At 23.7% G+C, this 23191-nt stretch carries 16 protein-coding genes, 1 tRNA gene and 1 pseudogene; 5 read left to right on the top strand and 13 right to left on the bottom strand.

Annotated elements, in window-relative coordinates; translation table 11 throughout:
• Positions 1-3 precede the first annotated feature (3 nt).
• Positions 4-348, bottom strand: a complete 345-nt coding sequence (locus AB4W64_RS02395; RefSeq protein WP_367677901.1) for a TusE/DsrC/DsvC family sulfur relay protein — start codon at positions 346-348, stop codon at positions 4-6.
• 71 nt (positions 349-419) lie between these two features.
• On the opposite strand from AB4W64_RS02395, the gene AB4W64_RS02390 reads away from it, so the two are divergent.
• The 3 genes from AB4W64_RS02390 to dxs all read left to right on the top strand — a co-directional run bounded on the left by AB4W64_RS02390 (position 420) and on the right by dxs (position 4382).
• Positions 420-1577, top strand: a complete 1158-nt coding sequence (locus AB4W64_RS02390) for an MFS transporter (RefSeq protein WP_367677900.1) — start codon at positions 420-422, stop codon at positions 1575-1577.
• A gap of 83 nt (positions 1578-1660) precedes the next feature.
• Entirely contained in the window at positions 1661-2554 is an 894-nt protein-coding gene (gene ispA, locus AB4W64_RS02385) for a (2E,6E)-farnesyl diphosphate synthase (RefSeq protein WP_367677899.1), read from the top strand.
• A gap of 19 nt (positions 2555-2573) precedes the next feature.
• The gene (gene dxs, locus AB4W64_RS02380) at positions 2574-4382 is read left to right on the top strand and encodes a 1-deoxy-D-xylulose-5-phosphate synthase (RefSeq protein WP_367677898.1); all 1809 of its coding nucleotides are present in this window, start codon (positions 2574-2576) and stop codon (positions 4380-4382) included.
• Positions 4383-4427: 45 nt separating this feature from the next.
• Here dxs and nusB read toward each other — a convergent pair whose 3' ends face one another.
• From nusB to mltA, 5 genes and pseudogenes are all read right to left on the bottom strand, one after another.
• Positions 4428-4853 carry a transcription antitermination factor NusB gene (gene nusB / locus AB4W64_RS02375; RefSeq protein WP_367677897.1) on the bottom strand — a complete coding sequence of 142 codons (426 nt, stop codon included), beginning with the start codon at positions 4851-4853 and terminating at the stop codon, positions 4428-4430.
• 19 nt (positions 4854-4872) lie between these two features.
• A pseudogene (gene ribD, locus AB4W64_RS02370) lies at positions 4873-5976 on the bottom strand (bifunctional diaminohydroxyphosphoribosylaminopyrimidine deaminase/5-amino-6-(5-phosphoribosylamino)uracil reductase RibD).
• A gap of 53 nt (positions 5977-6029) precedes the next feature.
• Positions 6030-7004 (bottom strand): thiamine-phosphate kinase, encoded by a 975-nt coding sequence (gene thiL / locus AB4W64_RS02365; RefSeq protein WP_367677896.1) that lies wholly within the window; start codon positions 7002-7004, stop codon positions 6030-6032.
• 50 nt (positions 7005-7054) lie between these two features.
• The gene (gene ribE, locus AB4W64_RS02360; RefSeq protein WP_367677895.1) at positions 7055-7531 is read right to left on the bottom strand and encodes a 6,7-dimethyl-8-ribityllumazine synthase; all 477 of its coding nucleotides are present in this window, start codon (positions 7529-7531) and stop codon (positions 7055-7057) included.
• A 33-nt stretch (positions 7532-7564) separates the two neighbouring features.
• Entirely contained in the window at positions 7565-8638 is a 1074-nt protein-coding gene (gene mltA, locus AB4W64_RS02355; protein WP_367677894.1) for a murein transglycosylase A, read from the bottom strand.
• 133 nt (positions 8639-8771) lie between these two features.
• On the opposite strand from mltA, the gene AB4W64_RS02350 reads away from it, so the two are divergent.
• Together AB4W64_RS02350 and argA are read left to right on the top strand one after the other, a co-directional pair.
• Positions 8772-8848: transfer RNA gene (locus AB4W64_RS02350), tRNA-Met, on the top strand.
• A gap of 182 nt (positions 8849-9030) precedes the next feature.
• Positions 9031-10359, top strand: a complete 1329-nt coding sequence (argA, locus tag AB4W64_RS02345) for an amino-acid N-acetyltransferase (RefSeq protein WP_367677893.1) — start codon at positions 9031-9033, stop codon at positions 10357-10359.
• Between the two features lie 55 nt (positions 10360-10414).
• Here argA and recD read toward each other — a convergent pair whose 3' ends face one another.
• From recD to AB4W64_RS02310, 7 genes are all read right to left on the bottom strand, one after another.
• A complete protein-coding gene (recD, locus tag AB4W64_RS02340; RefSeq protein WP_367677892.1) occupies positions 10415-12226 on the bottom strand; it encodes an exodeoxyribonuclease V subunit alpha in 1812 nt (603 codons plus the stop codon).
• Between the two features lie 22 nt (positions 12227-12248).
• Positions 12249-15740 (bottom strand): exodeoxyribonuclease V subunit beta, encoded by a 3492-nt coding sequence (recB, locus tag AB4W64_RS02335; protein WP_367677891.1) that lies wholly within the window; start codon positions 15738-15740, stop codon positions 12249-12251.
• Positions 15737-18889, bottom strand: coding sequence for an exodeoxyribonuclease V subunit gamma (locus tag AB4W64_RS02330; RefSeq protein WP_367677890.1), 3153 nt, complete (start codon positions 18887-18889; stop codon positions 15737-15739). Before AB4W64_RS02330 ends, recB begins: the two co-directional genes overlap by 4 nt.
• 43 nt (positions 18890-18932) lie before the next feature.
• Positions 18933-19802 carry a small-conductance mechanosensitive channel MscS gene (mscS, locus tag AB4W64_RS02325; RefSeq protein WP_367677889.1) on the bottom strand — a complete coding sequence of 290 codons (870 nt, stop codon included), beginning with the start codon at positions 19800-19802 and terminating at the stop codon, positions 18933-18935.
• 141 nt (positions 19803-19943) lie between these two features.
• Positions 19944-21023, bottom strand: a complete 1080-nt coding sequence (gene fbaA / locus AB4W64_RS02320; protein ID WP_367677888.1) for a class II fructose-bisphosphate aldolase — start codon at positions 21021-21023, stop codon at positions 19944-19946.
• A gap of 36 nt (positions 21024-21059) precedes the next feature.
• On the bottom strand, positions 21060-22238 hold the full coding sequence (locus tag AB4W64_RS02315; protein ID WP_367677887.1) for a phosphoglycerate kinase: 1179 nt from the start codon (positions 22236-22238) through the stop codon (positions 21060-21062).
• Between the two features lie 173 nt (positions 22239-22411).
• Positions 22412-23002 (bottom strand): YhgN family NAAT transporter, encoded by a 591-nt coding sequence (locus AB4W64_RS02310; protein WP_367677886.1) that lies wholly within the window; start codon positions 23000-23002, stop codon positions 22412-22414.
• Positions 23003-23191 lie beyond the last annotated feature (189 nt).

Below are 23191 nucleotides of genomic sequence, written 5' to 3'. Positions count from 1 at the left end.
TTTTTACAAACATTTTACAGGTTTTGGTATGCCTGCAATTTTACTAGCTTGTTGAGCTGGTCCTTTAGGAAAAAGTTTAAATAAATAAATGCTGTTACTTTTTGATTCTCCTAGCTCTTCTTTAATGCTTTTAATAAGCAATCTCATAGATGGTGTGATATTAAATTGTAAATAAAATTTTCTTACAAAGATGATTACTTTCCAGTGATCAGAATTTAAATTAATATTTTCTTTCATAGCAATTTCTTTTGCTAAAATTATATTCCAATCTTTTGTTTTTTTTAAATATCCTTCTTTGTCTTTTTCAATTTCATTATATGTGTATAAATGTTTATTTTTAGTATTCATTGTTTTTTGAAAAATGTATTTTAAATTAAAAATTAATATTTAATAAAAAATTGAATATGGAAAATTATAAAATGAACTTTTTAGAATTACAAGTAACATTAAGTTTTTGCATAATATTTTTATTGCGTATGTTAGGTATGTTTATGATTCTTCCTATATTAAGTAAATATGGTATGCTTTTAGATGGTGGAAACAAATTTTTAATTGGTATATCAATAGGTATATATGGTATTTCTCAAGTAATATTTCAAATTCCATTCGGAATTTTATCTGATAAATTTAGTCGAAAAAAAATTATTATACTAGGTCTTTTGATATTTTTTATAGGTAATATTGTATCTGCTAATGTGCACTCTATTTGGGGTTTAATTGTTGGTAGATTTTTACAGGGTTCAGGAGCTATTTCTGGTGTATGTATGGCTTTTTTATCTGATTTAATTCGAGAAAAAAATCGTGTTAAAGCTATTGCTTTAATAGGTATAAGCTTTGCTTTTTCTTTTTTAATATCTATGATTGCTGGACCTTTAATTGTAGAATATTTTAATTTTTTTTCTATTTTTTGGATATCTTCTTTTTTTTCTATTATTTGTATGATAATTGTATTTTTTATTTTTCCTGATAGAGTTAATTCTGTTTCACGGAATAATAAAAATATTTTAAATCCACAAGTCTTAAAATTTATTTTTAATAAAGTGTTTTTTAGATCTTATCTTGGTATATTTTTTTTACATTTTTTATTAATGATGAATTTTATGATTATACCAGGTCAATTAGAACTATCTGGATTTCCTTTAAATAATCATTGGAAATTATATTTTATTACCATATTAATTTCTTTTTTAATTTTATTTTTATTTATATTTTACTGTAGATTTAAATATATTTTAGAAAATATGATTGAAATTTGTATTATTTTACTTTTACTTTCAAGTATTATTTTTATAGAGGCTAAAAATAATTTATTATTTGTAATCATTGCTTTACAAGTTTTTTTTATATCTTTTAATTTTCTTGAAATTTTTCTCCCCTCTCATTTAAATAAACAAAAATTATACAATTTTAAAGGTAGTATAATGAGTATTTATTCTACTAGTCAGTTTTTAGGTATATCATTTGGTGGTATTTTTAGTGGATGGTTATTTAGTTTTTTAAGAAGTTCAGAGATGTTTTTATTTGAAGTTTTTGTTATTTTTTTATGGTTAACATTTAGTTTTTTTTGCAAAAGATAATATTTAATATGTAGTGCAGATTTACTATTTTTTTAATACATTTAATATTTTATAATATTCTCATATTTTACAGGTATTCAAAAATGGATTTTTTAAATCAATATAATATTTATAAAAATCGTATAAATCAAAAATTATCTTATACGTTAAATAAATTACCTTTTCAAGAATCTAATCTTTTACAGGCTATGAAATATAGTATATTTTCAGGTGGAAAAAGATTACGTGCATGTTTAGTATATGCAACTGGAGATATATTTAAAGTAAATATGATTACACTAGATACAATATCTATCGCAGTTGAGTGTATTCACGCGTATTCTTTAATTCATGACGATTTGCCATGCATGGATAATGATAATTTTAGAAGAGGAAAAATTTCTTGTCATATAAAATATAATGAAAGTATATCTTTACTATCAGGGGATGCTTTACAAAGTCTTGCATTTTATATTTTATCAAAAAATTTTATGCCAGGGGTATGTGATTCTAAGCGTGTTAAAATGATTTCTGAGTTATCTGATTCTATTGGTGCTTCTGGTATGTGTATGGGACAAATATTAGATTTAGAATCAGAAAAAAAAGAAATTAATTTATGTGATTTAGAAACTATTAATTTATATAAAACTGCATTTTTAATACGATCTTCCGTTCGTTTAGCATATTTATCTTCAAATAATACTTCTAAGTCTGTATTATCAATATTAGATCGTTTCTCAAATTCTATTGGGTTAGCATTTCAAATTCAAGATGATATATTAGATTTTAAAAAAGATACTAAAAAAGTACAAAGTCATCAAAAATATAATGGAAAATTAAAAAAAAATTATCTATCTATTTTAGATTTAAAAAAATCAAAAAACAAAATAAAAGAATTATATGAACAAGCATTTCTTATGTTAGATGTTTTAAAAAAAGATTTTAATATTAATAAATTAGAGAAATTAACACAATTTATAATTAAACGTATTGAATAAATTTAAGAATGAGTGTCTGATGAATTTTAATTTTAAAAAATATCCAATTTTATCCTTAGCTGATTCAGTAGAAAAATTACGACTTTTATCGGTTGAACAGTTACCTCAATTATGCATTGAATTACGTGAATATTTATTAGATGTTGTAACTATTTCTGAAGGACATTTTGCTTCTGGATTAGGCGTGGTAGAGATTACTGTAGCATTACACTATATTTATGATACACCATTTGATAATTTAATATGGGATGTAGGGCATCAAGCATATCCTCATAAAATATTGACTGGACGAAGTGAATGTATTAAAAATATTAGAAAAAAAAATGGATTAAATCCTTTTCCGTGTAGAGAAGAAAGTGAATATGATGCATTAAGTGTTGGTCATTCTTCTACTTCTATTAGTGCAGGTTTAGGAATGTCTATTGGAGCTGAAAAAGAAGGTAAAAATAGGAAAACTGTTTGTATTATTGGCGATGGTGCTATGACTGCAGGTATGGCTTTTGAAGCAATGAATCATGCCGGAGCAGCTAAATCTAATTTATTGGTTATATTAAATGATAATCAAATGTCTATTTCAAAAAATGTAGGTGCGCTAAATAATCATTTAAAAGTTTTAAGAGAAATAAAATACAATAAAAAAAATAGAAAAAAAAATCTTTTTTTTAAAAATAAAAATATTAAAGATGATTTTATTGCGTCTAATTCAATTTTTTCTAATTTAGGTTTTATATATTTAGGCCCATTTGATGGGCATAATATTTTTTCTATTATTAATATATTAAAAAAAATAAAAGATGAAAAAGGTGCTTATTTATTACATCTTGTAACAAAAAAAGGGAAAGGTCATCTTCCATCAGAATTAGATCCTATAAAATGGCATTCTGTATCTTCATGTAATTCAATTGTTTCAAAATCACTTAGTTATTCAGCTGTTTTTGGTTCTTGGCTCTGTGAAATTGCTAAATTTGATAAGAAATTAATAGCTATTACTCCTGCAATGTGTGAAGGTTCCGGTATGGTTGAATTTTCTCGTCTCTTTCCCAATCAATATTTTGATGTTGCTATTGCTGAACAACATGCTGTTACTTTTGCTGCTGGTCTTGCAATTAGTGGATATAAACCAGTTGTGTCTATTTATTCTACTTTTTTACAACGAGCGTATGATCAACTTATACATGATGTTGCATTGCAAAAATTATCTGTTTTATTTGCTATTGATAGAGGAGGGATTGTTGGAAGTGATGGACAGACTCATCAAGGAATATTTGATTTAGCTTATTTAAGGTGTATTCCTGGTATCATAATTATGACTCCTAGTAATGAAAATGAATGTCGACAAATGCTTTATACTGGTTATATGTATAATAAAGGTCCCAGTGTAGTCAGATATCCTAAAGGAAATGGTATAGGTGTGTTATTAAAACCAATGAATAAAATTCCCTTAGGAAAGTCGCTTATAAAAAGATTTGGAAAAAAAATAGCTATTTTAAATTTTGGTGTTTTATTACAAAATGCTTTTTTTGCTGCAAATAATTTAAATGCAACATTAATCGATATGCGTTTTGTTAAGCCTTTAGATCAATGTATGATATTAAAATTATGTTCTGATCATCAGTTTTTTGTTACTCTCGAAGAAGGTGTTGTTTCTGGTGGAGCCGGAAGTGCTGTGAATGAATTTATTATGATGAAAAAAATTTTTTTACCAGTTTTAAACATTGGATTACCAGACATATTTATTCCACAAGGAAATCAGAAAGAAATTAGACATGATTATCAATTAGATGAGGAGGGTATTTATAATCAAATATTTTATTGGTTGCAAAAGTAATAAAATATATATATTTTGTATATAAACTATTTTTTAAAAATTAAATTATAATATTTTTTTATTATATTTTATTTTAAACGCAGCTTTGTCTAATACACCGTTAATAAATTTATGACTGTCTTCAGAACCAAATAATTTAGCTAATTCAATCCCTTCATTGATGGATACTTTATAGGGTATATCACTTCTCTTATATAATTCATAGAATGAAATTCTAAGAATTGCTTTTTCAATTTGCCCTAGTTCTTTTAATGATCTAAATAAGTAAGGTTTCATTAAATTATCTATATTTTTACAATCACATGTAATACCTATAATTAATTCATAAAAATACACAATATCAATATTTTTTTGGTTTCTTTCTTTTAAAAAGTGAATTGCACTTTCTTTAATATTATTGTGAGATATTTCCCAAGAATATAGCATTTGTAAAGCACATGCACGAGCTTTTCGTCGAGAAGATGGTTTCATAAGATAAAAGTTCTCTTGATTATATAATAGTTTTATTTCTTTTAGGTAATAATGTTAATCGTATATCAGGCCCTATTTTGCGAATATCGTGAAAATTAAATTTAAGCGAATGAACTAATTTTAGTTTTTTATGAAGCATACATAATGGTTTTGCTTCATGTCCTAACATTTTAGGAGCGACATATATAATAAGTTCATCAATTAAATTTTTATTAAGTAAAAAACCAGACAAAGTGCTTCCAACTTCTATCCATACGTTATTTATTTCAGATTTTCCTAATAATTTAAAAATAGATAAAACATTAATTCTTTTACTGCTTTCTTTCATTATAATTTGAGTGATATTTTTAGGCCATACATGTTGATCTAATTTTTTTCGTATTAACCAAATTTTTCCTTTAGTCTGAATGATTTTATGCGATGGTGTAATACGATTTTTACTATCTATAATTACTCTTATAGGTTGTTGAAAAATCTTTTTGGGAAAAATAGATAATGTATGTTTATCAAATTCTTTATATCTTACGTTTAATAGAGAATTATCAGTTAAAACAGTAGAGCTACTACTTAGAATTACTGAACTTTTTGCTCGAAATTTTTGTACATCTTGTCGTGCATATTTTGAAGTAATCCATTTGCTTTCACCATTTTTCATAGCTATTCTTCCATCTATTGACATTGCTAATTTAAGTTTTATTCATGGCAATCCACTTTTCATTCTTTTAAAGAAACCTTTGTTATATTTTTTTGATTCTCTTGATAATATTCCTATTGTTACAGAAAGACCGTGTTTTCTTAAAAATGAAACTCCATTACCAGAAACCTTAGGATTAGGATCTATATTAGATATTACAACACGATTTATACCTGCTTTAATAAGCGCATTACAACAAGGAGGAGTTTTTCCAAAATGATTACATGGTTCAAGCGTAATATAAGCAGTGCTTCCTTGTGCTTTTGTTCCAGCCATTATTAATGCATTAATTTCCGCATGGTGTTTCCCTGATTTTTCATGCCATCCTTCTCCAACAATAATATTATTTTTTACGATCACACATCCTACATTTGGATTAGGTGACGTCGTAAATTCTCCTAATTTACTAATTTCTATTGCTCTTTTCATGTAAAATATATCGTTCATTATTTAACCAAATATATATATTTTTTTATAAATTTTTAACTAAAATGATTGAATCCTTTTTTTTTAAAAAGGATTTTTCTTTTATTATAGAATAAATTGAAACCTTGCTCAATGGGTGTAATGTACCCAATACATGTACAATTTATTGAAAATTTTTTCAACACTACATCTAATTTTGGAACATTTTTTTTTGATACTGTAAAGCATAACTCATAATCTTCCCCTATATTTAATGCCCAATTTAAGTAATATTTTCTTTTAAAATTTTCTTTTAAAATTGTAGAAATTGGTAATTTATTAATATTAATGTTTGCTCCACATTGACTATTTTTTAATATATGATTTAAATCAGAAATTAATCCATCTGATATATCGATTGCTGCATTAGCAATTTTTTTGAGTTTTATTCCTTCATAAATTCTAGGAATAGGGTGAAGATGTTTTTTAATTAAATAATTGCGTATTTTTAAATTTTTTATAAATATTTTTTTTTGTAATAAAAAAAGTCCTGCAGCGCTTTCACCAAGATTTCCAGTTACGTAAATCAAATCTCCTATGTTAGCATTACTTCTTAGTAATGCATTTTTTTCTTCTATCAATCCATAAATGCTTAATGTTATACTTAAATGGCCACGATTGGTGTCTCCACCAATTAATTCAATGTTATACTGCTTTAAAGTATTAAAAAAACTGTTACTAAATTCTTCTAGCCACATATTGTTAGGTTTAGGAAGTGTAATGGACAATGTTGTCCATTTGGGATGAGCGCCCATTGCAGCTAGATCACTAATATTTACTGCTACTGTTTTATAGGCAAGATCTTTAGGGGTAATATTTTTAAAAAAATGAGTTCCTTCAACTAATGTATCTGTACTAATTGCAAGAATATTATTATTTTTTATTTTTATTAAAGCACTATCATCTCCAATACCTTTTTTTATTTCATTTAAATTTTTTTTTTGGTTTCGTTGAAAATATTTAGATATGATTTCAAATTCAGTATATTTCATAATTTATAGTCAAATTTTTGAGATAGATCTTTGATGCACTATATTTAACATTATAGTGTTTTTTTTAAATCTTGCATAATATTAATCATTTCTAATGCTGCTAAAGCCGCTTCAGAACCTTTATTACCCATTTTTGTACCAGCTCTTTCAACTGATTGTTCAATGCTATTTGTTGTTAATATTCCTAATGTAATAGGTATGAAAAACTGAGTGCTAATTTTTGAAAGATTACTAGTAGTATCACTAGCAATATACTTAAAGTGATCAGTCTTGCCTTTAATAATAGTTCCTATGACAATAATAGCATCATATTTGTTAGAATTGGCGATATAACTCGCTACAACTGGTATTTCATATGTTCCAGGAACATATATTTTTAAAATATTTTCTGTACTTACTTGACCTATTCTTTTTAATGTATCTAATGCGCCTGATAACAAATTTTTATTAATAAATTCATTAAATCTAGCAATAATAATAGCAATAGATGCGTTTTTAGCTACAATTCCTGATTCAATTTTTTTCATTTTTTTATATTGTCTTAATAGTTATAATTTTTATTATTTTTTGTTCAATATCCAAGCATATCCGTAGTGATTGTAAAAACCAGCTAATATTCCAGCTTTTTCACCGATTCCTTCATAAACATCAAAATGTTGACCTGTAATAGCACCTCCTACATCTAAAGCAATAACTAGACGCATTTCATATTTATTAATAAATATACCATTTTTATTAAGTAAAGGTATTTGTAATAAAATTATACTACCATTTTTTATTATAGAATTATCTACTGCGATTGATGTTTTTTCAATTAGTGGGACAGCACTCGCACCATATACTTCTGTTTTTTTAGTTTCTTTAAAAAAAACAAAAGATTTGTTTTCTTCAAATAAATTTCTTATTTCTTTTATTGTATGTTTTTTGCACCAGGTTTTAATGGCTTGCATAGACATATTTTTTTTTTGTATTTCACCACGATTAATTAAAATTTGACCGATTCCTTTATAAGGCCATCCATTGTTGCCTGAATAACTAAAAAAAGTTAATGGTTGATTATTTCCATAATCTATAAATGCACTACCTTGGATTTCCATTATAAAATTATCTACTAAAGAATTACTATAAGCTAAAATATATTTTTTATCTAAAATTCCATTGTATATTTCTTTTCTTTTGGGTAAGAGTTTATGTTTTTTAACATTATAAGGTGTTGAATATATTGGATATATAAAATTATTTTGTTGATGTTTTTTAGCTTTTATTATGGGAGTATAATATCCACTTATTTTGACATTTCCATAGTTATCTACACCTTTCATTTGAAATAAATGTATCCCAAATTTATAAAAGTCATTGATATTAGATTTTGTTTTTAACCAATTTTCAATTGCTTGATAAATAATTTTATTTTTAAAATACAAACGTGGTGATGATACTTTAATTTTTTTAATTTGAATAAGCAACGCTTTTGAATTTATTATTTGGTTTTTAATATTTATTTTTCGTATTTCTGTTAAATCATTTTTAAATTTTTTTTTATATTGTTGTCCTTGATTTGTTGTTTGACTTTTACAAGAAATTATAAATATAGAAAATATACTTAAAAATATTATAACTATTTTTTTTTTCATTTTTTTATCTTTATTATAAATAATTAAATTACAGATATTTTTTTATATTTTCTATATTTGAATAAAAAATATTTAATCTAGTAAAAAAGGGTTGCTATTTTTTTAATAACAGTGTACTATAAAATACTACAGACGCGGGGTGGAGCAGCTTGGTAGCTCGTCGGGCTCATAACCCGAAGGTCGTTGGTTCAAATCCAGCCCCCGCAACCAATTGTAATTTTTCACATTCAATAAAAATTTAAATTTTTTTATTTTTTAAATCCCATCTTTTTCAAAAACCTTCCAAAATTTTATATTAATTAACATTTTTTATTGATTTTATTTTTTAATATAATAAATAGCATGTATAAAAAATAATATATAGGTTGCAGTAAAAATGCAAGAGGATTGTCATGAAAGAACGTACTACTGAATTAGTTCAGGGTTTTCGTCACAGTGTTCCTTATATTAATGCTCATCGAGGAAAAACATTTGTAATAATGTTAGGTGGTGAAGCAATTAAATATGGAAATTTTTATGGTATTATTAATGATATAGGATTATTACATAGTTTAGGTATTCGTTTAGTTGTTGTCTACGGTTCTTGCCCTCAAATAAATGCTAATTTAAATGAAAAAAATATTAAAATTATATATCATAAATATACACGTATTACTGATTTAGCGTCTTTAGAACAAGTAAAGCAAGCAGCAGGAAGATTGCAACTTGATATTACAGCACGTTTATCAATGAGTTTAAGTAATACTCCTCTGCAAGGTGCTAATATTAATGTAGTAAGTGGTAATTTTATTATTGCACAACCATTAGGTGTAGACGATGGTATAGACTATTGTCATAGTGGTCGAATTAGAAGAATTGATAAAAGAGCAATTGATTGTCAATTGAAAAATGGAGCTATAGTTTTAATTGGTCCAGTAGCCGTGTCTGTAACAGGAGAAAGTTTTAATTTAACTTCTGAAGAAATTGCCACTCAAGTAAGTATTGAATTAAAAGCAGAAAAAATGATAGGTTTTTGTAGCAAACAAGGAGTAATAGATCATGAAGGTAAAATTATTTCTGAATTACTTCCTGATGATATAAAACATAAAATTAATGAATTAGAACAAAAAGGTGATTATATTTCTTCTACTGTTCGTTTTTTAAGAGGGGCAATAAAAGCTTGTAAAAGAGGAGTTAATCGTAGTCATTTAATTAGTTACCATAAAAATGGAGCTTTACTGCAAGAACTTTTTTCTCGTGATGGTATTGGTACACAAATGGTAATGGAATCAGCAGAAAAAATAAGAAGAGCTAGTATTAATGACATTGGAGGGATATTAGAATTGATTCGACCTTTAGAAAAAAAAGGTATTTTAGTTCGTAGATCAAGAGAACAACTAGAAATAGAAGTTGATAAGTTTACTATTATTGAACGTGATAACTTAACAATTGCTTGTGCAGCATTATATCCTTTTTTAAAAGAAAAAATAGGGGAAATGGCTTGTGTAGCAGTTCATCCTGATTATCGGAATTCTTCTAGAGGAGATGTATTGTTAAAAAGAATCAAAATTCATGCTCAAGAAATGAATTTAAGAAAAATTTTTGTATTAACAACTAAAAGTATTCATTGGTTTCAAGAGCGAGGTTTTATGTTAGTAGACGTGGAAATGTTACCTGAAAGTAAAAAGAAAATGTATAATTATCAACGGCGCTCTAAAATTTTAATGATTGATATATTTTAATATAAATAAGTATAAATTATTTTTTTTAAAATATATATAGATATAATAAAAAATATTATGTAAATCTGTTTTTTTTTGCATTTTTTAGAATAGTTTTCATAAAAATTTCTTTATTAGAAAAAATATTTAATTTATTCCGAGATCTTGTAACACCAGTATATAAAATATCTTTATTTAAAACATTTGAATAAAAATTTGGTAGTATTAAAGATGTATTCATAAATTCAGAACCTTGTGCTTTATGTACAGTAATAGCCCAAGCTGTTTCATAATTTTTTAAAACATTTATAGGAATATGTTGAATTACATTTTTTTCTTTTAAAAATGAAACTTGTAATAAACCTTGATTATTGACATTAGTAATACCTACATTACCATTAAATACATCTAGTATTGTATCATTAGAAGTAATCATAATAGGTTTTCCTATATACCATAATTGATTATTAATATGGAAATATTGAATCATTTTTTTTTGATGCATATTTTCTTCTATTTTTTTATTTAATGTTTTTACACCAAATAGACCATCATGTAATATACACAATACTTGATAATTTTGAAATGTTTCTATTATTTCCTGCATTGTCGATTTTGTGTTAATTTTCTTCCAAAAATTTGTATAATCTAAAGTGATTTTTTCAATCATTTGTTGATATTGTTTTATAGTATTAGTTTCGTCAAAAAAAATATTTTTAATAGAATTTTTAAATAAATTTTTTATCACGTCTTGGTTTTCATTATGTATGGCGTTCGATAAAATATAGATGCCTGAATTTTTATTAAATCTGTAGTTTTTATTTAATATACATATATTATTGCTGATAATATCAGTTGTTATTTTATTTTTTTCAGCATATATTTTATATCCTGTAATTTTTTTAAGGATTGATAGAGTTTTATAATTGAATCCGTTATTAGTATAATAAAAAATATTTTTTAAAATAGATCCTGATTCTATTGGACATAATTGATTGTGATCTCCTATAAAAATTAATTTAGTATTTTTTGATACAGCGTTAAATATTTTTTCAATCATTAAAATATCTATCATTGATGTTTCATCAATAATTAATACATCTAAATCGAGTAAATTATTTTGATTAAAAAAACTTTTTTGTGATATTTTTTCAATTCCTAACAATTGATGAATAGTTACAGCGTTAGATGGAAGATAATTTTTTTCTTTTTGAAGAAGGTGAGTATCAAAAATGTTATTTTTTATTATTTCAGTTAAACGTCTTGTTGCCTTTCCTGTAGGTGCAGATAATTGAATTTTAATTGATTTTTCTGAACTTTTAATTAATGCAATAATTATTTTTAATATAGTAGTAGTTTTTCCAGTTCCTGGTCCACCCATAATAAATGTTATATTATTAATTAAAGTAAGTGCTACTGCTATTTTTTGTGTATTTCTAATATTTTCAGGAAATAAATCATCTAATATTTTTGAGCATTTTTTGAAATTGACTTTATTTTCTTTATTTTTTTTATATAAATATTTTACAATACTGTTTTCAGCTTTCCACATTTTATAAAGATATATTTTATTTTTAGATAAGATTAGAGGTGTAACGTAAGAACCATTGCTTACAGATTCATGTTTTAATAATTCTACAGACCAATTGATTTTTTTTTCTAAAGAAATTAAAATTTTTTTTATAAATTGTTTATCCATACTAGAAAAAAAACAATTTTTTTCAAAATATTTAATTGGTAAAAAAGTATGACCATTTTTACTTTCAAAGCTAACACATGCTGCCACTAACATTACAATAGTATTTTTTTGCGCAACAAATTCTGCAAAATAAAAATCAATTGGACGAAGAATTTTTATTTTTACAGCTTTTTTTAATAATGTAATCATATTAATTTTTATTAATTATTTTTTATGAAAATAAATTTGTTAACTGTTTTATTAGAGAATAATCAGGAAGAATGTAAAATATTCCATTATTTTCTTGATTTTTTATAGCTCGTAAAAAAATGTAAAAAACACCACCAAAATCTTTTTTATAATTATAATTTTTTATTTTTTTTTGCAAATATTTATGTATAGCTACGGTATATATTTGATATTGTACATCATATCGACGGTTTATCATTTCTTTTCTTATACATTTTGTAGAATAAAAACTATTGTTTTTTCCTAACCAATTAGATTTATAATCTAATATGTAATATTTATTATTTGCGAAAAAAACTAAATCAATAATTCCTTTTAATATTCCTGTGAGAGGATTAAAAGAAAACTTTGGAGACATTATAGATATTGTATCGAAAGATTGAATAATATTATTTAATTTTGTACTAGAAATAACATTTTTAATGGATAGAAAAAATTCTAATTCTTTTACATGTGTATTGTTTTTTAATTTTGATAAGAAGATTTTTTTGTCTTTTAATGGAGTATTAACAATATCATAAATCCATGTTTTTAATGTTAAAGTCCATTTTTTAGGTATGTTATATTTTTCTAAAACATCAGAAAACCAATGATGATTGTTTTGATTTAAAAAATTTGTATTTTTTAATATGTAATGAATTAATAATCCTATTTTTTTTCCTGTAGGAAAATTATGTATTGTTAATATTTTTGTGTTTTTTTGTATCATTTTATTTTTTGATATATTTTCATTTTTCACATGTGTTAAAAATTTATTTTCTGCATTTAGTTTAGTAAAACTCGTGATATTCCAAATATTATTTATATTTAAAGAATTATATTTAGATGATAAATAAATATTTTTTTCCTTTATATCTGTTTTTAATTTTATTGTTTTATTTTTAATTTCTATTGAATTATTATTGCTTAATTTACTTAATGTAATAAATAAATTTTTGTAATTCATCATTTTTCCATTTTGTATTATATATCCTAAAGCACTATGATGGAGATCACTATATTTTCTATTTTTGATCTTTTTTTTTGACAAGCATGCTATTCCAATACTACAATGAAGAGTCGATCTAGTAAGTGCAACATATAAAAAACGTAAATCTTCCGCTAATCTTTCTTCATCTGCTATTTTTAATTTTTCAGCATCTTCTCCTACATCAAAAAATATTTTAAAATTATTTTTATTATGATAAATGACATTTTTGACTCGATTGAAATCTATACCAAAAGGTATCCAAACAATAGGATATTCTAAACCTTTTGATTTATGTATAGTAATAATTTTAACTGCATGTGATTCATCTAGATATCTAACATTTTCATTATAGTTAGATTGTGTTTTTTTTAAAATTTTACCTTGGAACCAACGAATTAAAGAATTTTTTTCATGAAAATATTGAGATTGCTCTTGTAATAACTCTCCTATATGTAAAAAATTAAAATTTTTTTGATAGTCTAAATTTATTTTAGTGAAATTAAAATTTTTTTGATAATCTAATATCATTTTTTGAATCATAGGAAAAATACCTATTTTTTCCCAAATATTATAATATTCATATAATTTTGATACTAAAAAGTATAAACGTTCATTATTTAGTTGATTTTTTGTTTCTGATAACAATTTTTTTAAAATATGTGTTGAACTAGATTGTTTTAATAATTTTTCATTAGTTGGTTCTAAAACAGATTTTAATATCCAGAGTAATTCTTGAGCATCAAAAGTTTGAAATATACTATTTTTAGATGAAGAATATATTGAACGTATATTAACATTTTGTAATTCTTCTTGAATAAGGCTTGCTTCTTTTTGGTTTCTGACTAATATAGCGATATCATTGGCTTTGAGAGTTCTTTCTCCATTTTTCGTTATAATTTTAGCTGTTTCTTTTTTCGCATGAGTTAGCCAATAGTTGATTTCATTTGCACATTGCTTAGAAATCCAAACTTGATAATCATCTAAAAAAACTTCTTTTTCATCTTTTAAAATAAATGTTAGTGCTTTTTGTGATTTTCCTTCAATAGTAAAATCCATTATTGAATTTTTTATAGCAGGTATTATAGGCATAAATGGAATGTTTTCAAACATAAACGGATTATTACTTTGAGCAAACAAAACATTAATACTTTCAGACATGTTAATTGAAGACCGCCAATTAGTATCAAGATAATAATGTTTCTTTATTTTAGATTTTGCATATAAATAAGAAAAAATATCTGCTCCTCTAAAACTATATATTGCTTGTTTAGGATCTCCAATAAGAAACAATACCGTTTTTTCATTTTTTTTGTATATAGTGTTAAATATTTGATATTGTTGAATATCTGTATCTTGAAACTCATCAATAAAGACTGCAGGATATTTTTTACTTATTAGATTTTTTAAAAATATTTCTTTTTTTATCGTTTTTAAAAAAATATTTAATAAATCATTAAATCCTAATAATGATTTTTTTTCTTTTTCTTTTAGTACAAATTTAGGGATATTTTTAATAGCATAAAACATAATAATATTTTTTAGTGAAAATTTTTTTTTTAATATTTTTTCAGTTTCTTCAAAAAGAATATGATTTACGAAATGATTTTCTAAAATATTTTCTCTTATGTTTTTTATTGTAAAATATTTCAAAGAATTTGGAATTATATAATCTTTAGTCATTGATTTTGACCATTTTGTAATATTATCAATCCATCTAGAAATATTAAAATTATTATATATTTTTTTATTAATTTTTAAGAGATTAATTGTTTTTAATATTGTTTTGTAATAATTTAACCAAATTTTTTTAAAACAGTTTATTTGTTCAATATTTTTCTGATGTAAAGAAACTAATGTTTCATTAGTAACATTTTTTTTAAAATTTATTGATTGTAAATTTAAAAAGGGTTTGATTTTTTTTAAAAGATAATCTGGACTATTATAATTTTGATAAATTATTTTAATTATATTTTCTGGTAAATTATAAAAATAACGCCTCCAAAAATCTTGTGTCCCTTTTAAATATAACTCATCTTCGTTTTCAATTATTTTTTCTTTAAAAATAGAATGAAAATAAAAAGTATGTGATTGTAATATTTGTTGACAAAAACTATGTATTGTGTAAATAGAAATATTATTAATACTGTTTTGCGCTGTTTTTAATATGTGAATAGCTTTTTTAGTATCATTGATTTTTTTTAAAAAAAAATTACAAAAAGGATCAGTGCTTGTTTGATTAATACAAGATATATATAATTTTTCAATACTCTTTTTAATGCGTATATATAATTCTTCTTTGGCAGCATTGGTAAAAGTCACTACTAGTATTTCATGTACTAAAAGATTTTTAACATGTTTTTGCTTTTTTCCAATACCTAAGAGTAAACGTAGATATAACAGTATTATTGTAAAAGTTTTTCCTGTTCCAGCAGAAGCTTCGATTAAATTTACACCTGTCATCGACATTGTAAAGATATTTATTTTTTTTATATTATGAGTATTCATACTATTTTTTTTATATTTTTATTTTTTAATAAGGGAATTAACCATACTTGAGCTGTTTCACAAATTTTTGTTATGTTTTTTTTATTTAATTTTTTGATTATGTTTTTAATATAAAAATCTTCTTTTTCTCCTTGCATATAATTATTACCTGTCCATGTTGATAATAACATTTTATGTGCTTTTTTTTTTGAATCATTGTCGTTTCTAATAAAATTATTTTTTATATCATAAATTTGATCTAGCCAAGATGCACCTGATTTTATTAAAAGTAAAGGTTCTTTAAAACTTGTTACATATCCTTCTATATATTGTAAAAGATAATTATATGCTAAATTAGAATCTAAAGAATTAAATGACCACATTTGATTTTTATTTCCTATAATTTTACTTTCTCCAAATCCACCTGTAATAGAATAAATTAAATGTTCTATCCATAAAGCCATACGATCACTATAATTTATTATAGTAGGTTTCCAACGCAATAAACCTGTTCTTTGTATTTCAGGTAAAATACCTTTTATTTTATATTTTCCGATATGTACATTAATTTTTTTTTCTGTAGTAAAAGTTCTGTATTTATTAACTGATTTTGCTATTAACTGCATTTCGTTAACTTTACTGTTCCAAAATACTGTTCCAAAAAAGTTCAGAGGCAATTTTCCAGAAAGAACATAATATTCAAATAATTTTTTTATATCTTCGTTTTTTATTATTTTATTTAATAAAACATTTTTTATTTTAAAAGTATCCAATGTGTTTACTAAAAAAGGTTCTGTTTTTTTGATTTCTTGATTTTTTAAGTCAAATTGTATCTGTAAATGATAATTAAAAAAATAACGTATTGGATTTTTCCAAAAATGTATTAAATCTAATATATTAATTGAATTTAAAAGATTACTATTTAATAGTATAGTATTATTTTTTTTTAAATTTACGTTTTCTACCGTATCTATAAAATTAGGTATATTCTTTTTTTTATAAAAATATTCTTTTTTATATGTTGTGCATAAATGTGTAGTTATTTTTTTTTTATTTTCTTTTATATTTAAAAATTTGTATCCTGTTAAATAAAAATTTAATGATATGTAATTTAATAGTTGATCAATTAAAACTGAAGGATATATTTTACTATCGTCTTTAACAGAATATCCAACATAACTTATATAAAAACATTTTTGAGCACAGGAAAGGTTTTGTAAGAATAAATAAGAATATTGTTGATATAAATCAACATCACCAATAACTGGGTATTTATTTAATAAATTAAAATTATCTAGATTGTTTTTTTTAGGTACATTTTTATTATCAGCTCCAATAAAGAAAATTATTTTAAAAGGAATAAAGCATATGGAAGAAGGATGGCAAAAATTTATTACACCTGGTAAAAATTTTTTATTATCAATGTAGTTATATTGATAGATAAAATGTTTTTTTAATATTTCAATAGAAATTTTATTTTTATAATTAGAACAAACAATTTCATCTATCATTTTTGTCCAATTTTTTTGAATAATTTGAACAACATTTTTTATGTCCTTATTGATGAAAAAAAAATCATCTATTAAATCTTTAGATAATGAGCGCCAAGATTTAAGATATCGTGGTTTTGATAATTTTTTTTGCCATTTTTTTAAAATGTTTATAAATGTAATTAATTTTCCTATTAAATCTGCTCTAGAACCGTTTATTAAACTGCAGGATAAAACATTATTCCAAATATTTTGTGTATCATTCATTGCGTAACTAAGAAGTAATTTTTCAATACCATATAACCAAGTATTTTGCTTGTTTTCAGGAAACAACAAATTATTTTTATGTTTTTCATCAATAGCCCATCGAATATTTGCTTCTTCTATCCAATGGTATAAAATATTTATTTCTTCTTTAGAAATATTAAAATGATTTGCTATTTCGGGTATATCAAATAATTCTATTATTTCTTTGTTTTCAAAACGACTATTAGACAAATTTAATAGTTTTTTGAAAACTAATACTATTAGTTCTGTTTTTTTAGAAGATTGATTAGAAATAAAAAAAGGAATTTGTTTTTTATTTTTAAATGAAGTAAATATTGAATAAATCCATGAAACATAATCTTGAATAGAAAAAGAAGTAATAACTATATCGCTAGGTTTAAGATGTGAATTATTGCTAAATAATAATAATAATTTTTCATATAAAATTTCAATTTCATTTTTTTTATTATAACAAATATTTATATTAATTGACTGATCATTTACTTCTATTTTTTTTTTTTTTTTTGAGATTCTATCTTGAATTAAATTATTTTTAATATTATTTAATAAATTATTATTATTTTTAATTTTTTTAAAACAATCAATGACTTTTGTTTTCTTAGGATTAGTTATATATAATTTATAATATGATTCATATTGTCCCCATAATGTCATTAAAGAATTTTTTAATGTTTGATTTTTAGAAGGTGTAACATATAAAAAATAAATATTTATATACATACTAATTTTTTTTAATATTTTAATATAAGCGGGTTTTAATGCAAAAGAAGAAATAATAAAACAACGATTAGGAAAATATTTTTTTATTTTTTTAAAATTTTTTAATGACTGAAAAAAATAAAATAAATTAGAAAAATGATATTTAGATGAACTATCATCCTTATGATAATGTATCATAATTTCTTTCCATAATTTTATTTGCCATTGATCGTTTGGTTCAAGCATTGATACATCTTTTCCTTTTTCCCATAAATTAATCCAATTAGGACGATAAAAAAGATATTTTTCAAATATATTAGCCATTAAAAATGAAAATTTAAATTTTATTATTTTATTTCCTCTTAGATTAATATGTTCAAAAAATTTTTTTTTATTTATAATTTGCATGATTTTCCAAGTTATAATAGATTTTTTAAATGTGTTTTTTAATTTCTTTTTATATAAAAAACTTTCAAACAATTTCCATATAAAATCCTTAGGATGAAAGATTTTAAAATTAGAAGAAATACCGGTCTTATTAGCAAAAAATATATTTAAATATTGAAATAATATTTTATTATCATGGATAAAAATTTCTTTTTCAAAAACACTATGAAGTGGTTTTTTTTCGATAATTTCAAGTGCTATTGATAATAGTGTATCAAGATTGTTAGATCTATATACGATAAACATAATCACCTATTTTTATGAAAGAGAAACATAAAAAAATCAAATATTACATATTTTTATTTATAATATTTTCATTTTTTTTATAAAGATGAACATCTATTTGAGGATAAGGAATGTTAATATTATTTTTATCTAAGGCTTTCTTAAAACTAGCCATTAGATCCCAGTATACTGGATTTAAATCATTAGTATTACTCCAACAACGCACTATAAAATTTAAAGAAGACGGAGCTAATTCACTTAAACCAACAATAATGTCTCGATCTTTAATTACTCTATCTTCATTTTCTATTACTGTTCTTAAAACTTTAATAACTAAATCAATATCAGTATTATATGATACACTTATAATAAATTCATTACGTCGTGCGGGTTCTCTTGAATAATTGATAATGTTACCAGATATAATTTTATTGTTAGGAACAACTACAATTTTTCCATCCAAAGTGCGTAATGTTGTATAAAAAATATGAATATTTAATACAGTGCCTGATACATTTCCTAAATCAACATATTCTCCAGTTTTCAAAGGTCTTAGTGTTACTAATAAAACGCCAGCTGCGAAGTTAGATAAAGAACCTTGTAAAGCCAAACCTATTGCCATTCCAGCTGCTCCTAGTATAGCAATTACTGACGTTGTTTGTACTCCAATCCTACCTAATGCAGCAATTAAAGTAAACGTAATAATAATATATCGCATTAATGCTGAAAGAAATCCAGCAATAGTAGCGTCAATACGACGTGTAATTAATACTTGATTTACGCCATTGGATATTATTTTAGATATAAACATTCCGGCAATTAAAATAACAATTGCAGATGTAAGATTTATCATGTATCCAACTAATAATTCTTGGTTTCGTATTAACCAGTTTCCTGCATGATTAATATCATTTACTACGTTTAACTCATCCATTATTATCTCTATTTTCAATGTTTTTAAAAAATATATTTATATTCTCATGTATTAAATATATTTTTTGATTAAATAATTCTTCGGAGAATATTTTTAACTATTCCCCGGAACATAATAAAAAGGTTTGGTATAAATATTTTTTTATAATATATTAAAAGCATTGAGTTCTTTAAATGATTGTTCTAATCTTATAGACATTGATTTTTGCGCTTCTCTTATCCATGATCTTGGATCATAATATTTTTTATTTGGTTGATGTTTATCATTTTGATTTCCTAATTGATTCTGTAAAAATTCTTTATTTTTTTTATAAAAATTTAAAACACCGCGCCATGTTGCCCATTGCATATCAGTATCAATGTTCATTTTAACAATTCCATATTTAATAGATTCTTTTATTTCCTTTAAATTTGAACCTGAACCACCATGAAATACTAGATTTAATGGATTTTTTTTTAAATTATGTTTTACACGGACATATTCTTGTGAATTTTTTAAAATAATAGGTCGAAGATCAACGTTTCCAGGTTGATAAACACCGTGTATATTACCAAATGAAGCAGCAATGCTAAAATTATTACTAATTTCTTTTAATTGTTCATATGCATAATTAACATCCTTTGGTTGTGTATAAAGTAATTTTTTATCTATTTTTGTATTATCTACACCATCTTCTTCTCCTCCTGTGCATCCTAATTCTATTTCTAACATCATATTAATTTTTTTCATTCTTTTTAAGTATTTTTTACAGGTAGATATATTTTCTTCTAAACTTTCTTTTGATAAATCAATCATATGAGAAGTAAAAAAGGGTCTTCTATTTTTCTTATAAAAATTTTCTCCAAATTCTAACAGTCCATTGATCCATGATAATATTTCTTTTGCACAGTGATCTGTATGAAGTATTACTGGGACATTATAATATTTTGCCATTAAGTGTACATGCTGAGCACCAGATATAGCCCCTGTAATTGATTGCTCTTGATCAATTGAAGATTTTTTTTGAAGGCCTCCTGCAATAAAAGCAGATCCTCCATGAGAAAATTGTATTATGACTGGAGATCTTACTCTAGCAGAAGTTTCTAATACAGTATTGATAGAATCAGTTCCTATACAATTCACTGCTGGTATTGCAAATCCCTTTTTTTTTGCGAATTGAAATATTATTTGAGCTTCGTTACCAGTTACAACACCAGATTTCATAATATTTAAAATATTCAATTTTTTTTCCTATTTTATTTATTTATCAAGTTGAAATTAATTAATTCTATTATTTAGTTTTAAGTTTTTTTCTAACATATCAATAGCAGGTAGCTTTTTACCTTCTATAAATTCTAAAAATGCCCCGCCTCCAGTTGAAATGTAAGAGATGTTATTTTGTATATCAAACATATCAATAACGGACAATGTATCGCCTCCTCCAGCTATCGAAAATGCATTACTTTTTGCAATTTCTTTTGCAATCATTTCGGTGCCTTGTCGAAAAAATGGAAATTCAAATACTCCAACTGGACCATTCCAAATAATTGTTTGAGATTTTTTAATAATTTTAATAACATTTTTAATAGATTCATCACCAAAATCCATGATTTCTTCATCTTCTTGAATATTAATAGGTAATTTAATCGTAGATTTTTCATTTCTGTGAAAATTTTTTCCAACACGGGAATCAATTGGTACAATAATATTGTATTGATCACGTAATTTTTTAGCTTCAAATACAAAATCTGGTTCGTATAATGATTTTCCAATTTTATAATCGATAGCTAAAAAAGTATTAGCAATACCACCTCCAACTATTACAGTATCTGCAATTTTACATAATTTGTTTAATATATTAAATTTAGTAGATACCTTTGATCCACCGACTATTGCTATCATAGGACGTTTTGGTTTTTTTAATACTTTTTTTAAAGCGTTTATTTCACTTATTAAAAGTAGACCAGCGCATGCAATTTTAACAAATTTTCCAATACCATAAGTGGATGATTGCATTCTATGTGCACTACCAAAAGCATCCATTATAAATATATCGCATAACTCAGAATATTTTTTAGATAGTTCATCACTATTGCTTAATTCACCTTTGTTAAAACGAACATTTTCTAAAACTACTACTTCTCCTGAGTTAATTTTAATACTTTTTTTATAATCGTCAGAAAAATATACATTTGTTTGTTTCAATTTTTTTTTTAAATATTCAAAGATAGGAAATAAAGAATATTTTTTTGTATAGCATCCTTCTTTGGGTCTTCCCAAATGAGACATAATAATAACTTTAGCATTGTTTTTAATAGCTAGTTGAATAGTTGGAAGAGCAGCTAGTATTCTAGCTTTAGATTGAATAATTCCATTTTTTATAGGAACGTTTAAATCACTTCTTATTAAAACTGTTTTTCCTGTTATATTTAAAGAAGTCATTTTTTTTATAGTCATATATAATACCTTTTTTATAGTCAATGATATTTACATCATTATTTTATAATAACTGAAATAATTTTTTTTATTTCAATAAAAAATATTTTAACCTGTCATCACATTAATAACAGGTTGTTGAATATAATCTTAATTAAACATTTATGTTAAAAATATTTTTATATAAAAAATTATTAATTTTTAAACCATGCTCTGATTCCGTCAAGAAACATTTGAGTTGAAAGCATTATTAAAATTAAGCCCATAAGACGTTCTAAAGCGTTAACACCTTTTGCTCCAAATAATTTTAAAAATAAACTAGATAATAATAATATTATAATTGTGAAACACCATGCTATGAGTAATGATATAACTAAATAAGACATGTGATGTAGATATTGATGCGATAATAACATTAATGTTGCCAGTAGAGATGGACCAGCAACTAATGGAATAGCTAAAGGTACTAAAAAAGGTTCTTCATTTGAAGCGGCTCCACCATTACTGTCTTCAGAAGGAAAAATCATTTTAATCGCAATTAAAAATAAAATAATACCACCAGATATTGAAACAGTTTCAGTTTTTAAATTTAAAATAATAAGTATTTTTTCTCCAACAAACAAGAACAATAGCATAACGATTAACGCTATAATCATTTCTCGTATAACTATAATTCTTTGTCGTTTTGCTTCCAGATGTTTTAATACTGTCATAAATATTGGAAGATTCCCTAAAGGGTCCATAATTAGAATCAACAATATAGTGGTAGAAATTATTTCAGTCATTTTAATTTATTGTGTCCTTTTAAAGTAGAATTTTTTATATAAAACGTTATAAAATAGATACTAATATATAAATGTATTGCTAATTTTTTTAAATTTAATTATATAAATGTTTTTTTTAATATAAAATTATAATTTTATAGTATATTTAAAATTAAAATAGAATTTTATGTTTGAATTTTTTTAGTGAAA

The organism is Buchnera aphidicola (Brachycaudus tragopogonis), from assembly GCF_964059175.1.
Classification (GTDB): domain Bacteria; phylum Pseudomonadota; class Gammaproteobacteria; order Enterobacterales; family Enterobacteriaceae; genus Buchnera; species Buchnera aphidicola_BM.
This window is presented reverse-complemented; position numbering and strand designations above follow the sequence as displayed.

What these genes read in the sequence shown, in the direction of transcription:
- AB4W64_RS02395 (WP_367677901.1), bottom strand. Translation starts at nt 348, where the DNA reads ATGAATACTAAAAATAAACATTTATACACATATAATGAAATTGAAAAA.
- AB4W64_RS02390 (WP_367677900.1), top strand. Translation starts at nt 420, where the DNA reads ATGAACTTTTTAGAATTACAAGTAACATTAAGTTTTTGCATAATATTT.
- ispA (WP_367677899.1), top strand. Translation starts at nt 1,661, where the DNA reads ATGGATTTTTTAAATCAATATAATATTTATAAAAATCGTATAAATCAA.
- dxs (WP_367677898.1), top strand. Translation starts at nt 2,574, where the DNA reads ATGAATTTTAATTTTAAAAAATATCCAATTTTATCCTTAGCTGATTCA.
- nusB (WP_367677897.1), bottom strand. Translation starts at nt 4,853, where the DNA reads ATGAAACCATCTTCTCGACGAAAAGCTCGTGCATGTGCTTTACAAATG.
- thiL (WP_367677896.1), bottom strand. Translation starts at nt 7,004, where the DNA reads ATGAAATATACTGAATTTGAAATCATATCTAAATATTTTCAACGAAAC.
- ribE (WP_367677895.1), bottom strand. Translation starts at nt 7,531, where the DNA reads ATGAAAAAAATTGAATCAGGAATTGTAGCTAAAAACGCATCTATTGCT.
- mltA (WP_367677894.1), bottom strand. Translation starts at nt 8,638, where the DNA reads ATGAAAAAAAAAATAGTTATAATATTTTTAAGTATATTTTCTATATTT.
- argA (WP_367677893.1), top strand. Translation starts at nt 9,031, where the DNA reads ATGAAAGAACGTACTACTGAATTAGTTCAGGGTTTTCGTCACAGTGTT.
- recD (WP_367677892.1), bottom strand. Translation starts at nt 12,226, where the DNA reads ATGATTACATTATTAAAAAAAGCTGTAAAAATAAAAATTCTTCGTCCA.
- recB (WP_367677891.1), bottom strand. Translation starts at nt 15,740, where the DNA reads ATGAATACTCATAATATAAAAAAAATAAATATCTTTACAATGTCGATG.
- AB4W64_RS02330 (WP_367677890.1), bottom strand. Translation starts at nt 18,889, where the DNA reads ATGTTTATCGTATATAGATCTAACAATCTTGATACACTATTATCAATA.
- mscS (WP_367677889.1), bottom strand. Translation starts at nt 19,802, where the DNA reads ATGGATGAGTTAAACGTAGTAAATGATATTAATCATGCAGGAAACTGG.
- AB4W64_RS02315 (WP_367677887.1), bottom strand. Translation starts at nt 22,238, where the DNA reads ATGACTATAAAAAAAATGACTTCTTTAAATATAACAGGAAAAACAGTT.
- AB4W64_RS02310 (WP_367677886.1), bottom strand. Translation starts at nt 23,002, where the DNA reads ATGACTGAAATAATTTCTACCACTATATTGTTGATTCTAATTATGGAC.